This is a genomic window from Mesorhizobium sp. M5C.F.Ca.IN.020.32.2.1, from assembly GCF_004023105.1.
GTDB classification, from domain to species: domain Bacteria; phylum Pseudomonadota; class Alphaproteobacteria; order Rhizobiales; family Rhizobiaceae; genus Mesorhizobium; species Mesorhizobium wenxiniae.
The window spans coordinates 1-2454 of the sequence record NZ_RZSX01000898.1 but is presented as its reverse complement, the minus strand read 5'-3'; the positions used below and the strand labels follow the sequence as shown (position 1 = coordinate 2454).

The window sequence follows — 2454 nt, the reverse complement described above, 5'->3', positions numbered from 1 at the left end:
ACGAACAACACCGGCGCCTGCAGCGAGGAGGCAACCGTCTGGCCGGGATCGACCGAGCGCGTCAGAACGATGCCGTCGATTGGCGCATAGATGGTGCTCTTGGCGAAGTCCGTCTGCTGCGCCTTGAGATCGGCATTGGCGATGGCAAGACTGGCTTTGGCGCTGTCGAGCGCTGCCTTGGAGCGGTCGCGCGTCGCGGTCGCAGCTTCAAGCGACTGGTCCGTCGCCATGCCGCGCCTGGTGAGTGCCGCCGCGCGCACAAGCCCCCTTTCGTTTTCGGTGAGGGTTACGGTGGCGGTCTCGACATTGGCGGCCGCCGCCTTGGCGGAAGCCTCGGCGCGCTCGATCTGCACCTCCAGCTTGGCCGTATCGAGTGCAGCCAGCACATCGCCCTTCTTCACCTGCTGGTTCTCGTTGACCGCGACCGAGCGGACGACGCCGGACAGTTCGCTCGAAATGTCGACCTGGGTGAGGGGCTGCAGCGTGCCGGTCGCCGATACCTCGACCGTGAGATCGGCGACAGCGGCCGGCGCCGTGGTATAGTCGATCCTGGCGGGAGACGCGGCGTACCATTGGTAGCCGGCGAGGCTTGCGGCGATGACGACCAGCACAAGCAGGCCATAAAGCCAGCCGCGATGGCGTTTCTTCTTCAGACCCAGGTGGTCAAGCCCGAGTGCCGTCTCTATGTCGGAAGTGGATTCCGTCTTTGGCAGATTGACAATCTGGTCCACGCCGGACCCCTATGAACAGTGGTAATCCCATCAGTGCACAGATCAGGCCGAATGGTTCAAATATCAAATTAAATTTCGCCCATGTTGGGATTGAGGCAGAAGGCTTTCTACAATGCTGACCCGGAACTACTTACTGTACGACGTATTCACGACCGAGCGGCTGGCCGGCAATCCGCTGGCCGTCGTGCTTGACAGCAAGGGGCTGGACACGGCCGCGATGCAGGCCATCGCACGCGAGTTCAACCTGTCGGAAACCGTTTTCGTGCTGCCGCCTGACAATCCCAAGCACCGCGCCCGCATCCGCATCTTCACGCCCGATTATGAGATGCCGTTCGCTGGCCATCCGACTGTCGGTTCCGCGATCGCGCTTGCCGAAATAGCTGGCGATGGCGACACCGCCGGCATCTTCGTCCTGGAGGAGAATATCGGCCCGGTGCGCTGCGCCGTCAGCAAGCATGATGGCACCATCTTTGCCGAGTTCGACCTGGCCAAACTGCCGGAACAACTGGAATTGTCCGCCGACCCGGTGGCGATCGGCGCCGCACTTGGGTTGGGTCCGCACGAAATCGGCTTCGAGAATCACCGCGTCTCGTTCTGGTCGGCCGGCGTGCCCTATGTGACCGCTCCGGTCGCCGATCTGGAGGCCGCCGCCCGGATTAGGCTGGATAACCAGGCGTGGTCGGAATTAGCACCCCGCAAGAGCGATTGGGCCTTCGCCAGCCCGTATGTCTACTGCCGCGAGACGGTGAACCACGACAGCGCCTTCCATGCCCGCATGATCGTGCCGGGCAATCCTTCCTATGAAGACCCGGCGACCGGTTCGGCGGCGGCGGCCTTCGCCGGCGCGATCATGCATTTCGACGACCCGCGAGACGGGGTCTCGCGACTGTGGATCGAGCAAGGGCTTGAGATGGGCCGGCCTTCGCGCATTCGCCTCGAACTGAATGTTGAAGGCGGCAGGCTGGCAGCCGCCCGCATCGGCGGCCATGCGGCAAAAGTGGCGGAAGGCAAGCTGTTCGTCTGATCGCGATTGGCTCGAGGCGATTTGTCGGGAAATGAATCCGGCAGGGCTGGACATGGCGGATGGCGGCGGCTATATGCCCGCCGACGCTGGTTTTACCGGCGAGTGGGTGCGTAGCTCAGTTGGTAGAGCAGCTGACTCTTAATCAGCGGGTCACAGGTTCGATCCCTGTCGCACCCACCAAAGATTTCAAAGACTTAGGTGGCAAGACCCTGGGAACGGGGCGAGAATGTGAGACTGAAAATCTCAGTCTCATGCCCCTATATCGAGCCGTGTCGCCTCTCATGAGTTTGCGAGCATTTACTTCTCCGACACCCCAGCCTCGGCGAAGCTTGCCATGCGGGCATGACATTCGAGCGCCGAACGGACAATGTTGACAGCGAGGCACGCGCCGGAGCCTTCGCCGAGCCGCATGCCGAGATCGAGCAGCGGCGGCAGGCCGAGCCCCTCGAGCAGCCGGCGATGGCCGGATTCGGCAGAGACATGGGCGGCAAGGGTGTGGGCGAGGCCGGTGGGGTGCAATTTTGCCAGCGGTGCGGCGGCGGCGGTGCAGACGAAGCCGTCGAGCAGCACAGGTACGCCTAGATGGCGTGCGGCCAGCGTAGAGCCAAAGATAGCGGCGAGTTCGCGTCCGCCAAGGGCTGCTGCGATCTTCAGCGGGTCGGCAAGCGCCTCGGCGTGGCGCTTGAGGCCCGCCTCGAT

Annotated in this window: 3 protein-coding genes and 1 tRNA gene; 2 read left to right on the top strand and 2 right to left on the bottom strand. The window is 63.3% G+C overall.

Annotated features, from left to right (window positions below):
• Positions 1-731, bottom strand: a 731-nt coding sequence (locus tag EOA86_RS30570; protein ID WP_128345035.1) for an efflux RND transporter periplasmic adaptor subunit, incomplete at its 3' end; no start/stop codon positions are given.
• 112 nt (positions 732-843) lie between these two features.
• Between EOA86_RS30570 and EOA86_RS30565 the strand changes: the two genes are divergently transcribed.
• Both EOA86_RS30565 and EOA86_RS30560 read left to right on the top strand, forming a co-directional pair.
• On the top strand, positions 844-1755 hold the full coding sequence (locus tag EOA86_RS30565) for a PhzF family phenazine biosynthesis protein (RefSeq protein WP_128345033.1): 912 nt from the start codon (positions 844-846) through the stop codon (positions 1753-1755).
• Between the two features lie 104 nt (positions 1756-1859).
• Positions 1860-1935 (top strand) — tRNA-Lys (locus EOA86_RS30560).
• A 117-nt stretch (positions 1936-2052) separates the two neighbouring features.
• Here the strand turns inward: EOA86_RS30560 and EOA86_RS30555 are convergent.
• Positions 2053-2454, bottom strand: a 402-nt coding sequence (locus tag EOA86_RS30555) for a nicotinate-nucleotide--dimethylbenzimidazole phosphoribosyltransferase (RefSeq protein WP_206630182.1), incomplete at its 5' end; no start/stop codon positions are given.

What these genes read in the sequence shown, in the direction of transcription:
- EOA86_RS30565 (WP_128345033.1), top strand. Translation starts at nt 844, where the DNA reads ATGCTGACCCGGAACTACTTACTGTACGACGTATTCACGACCGAGCGG.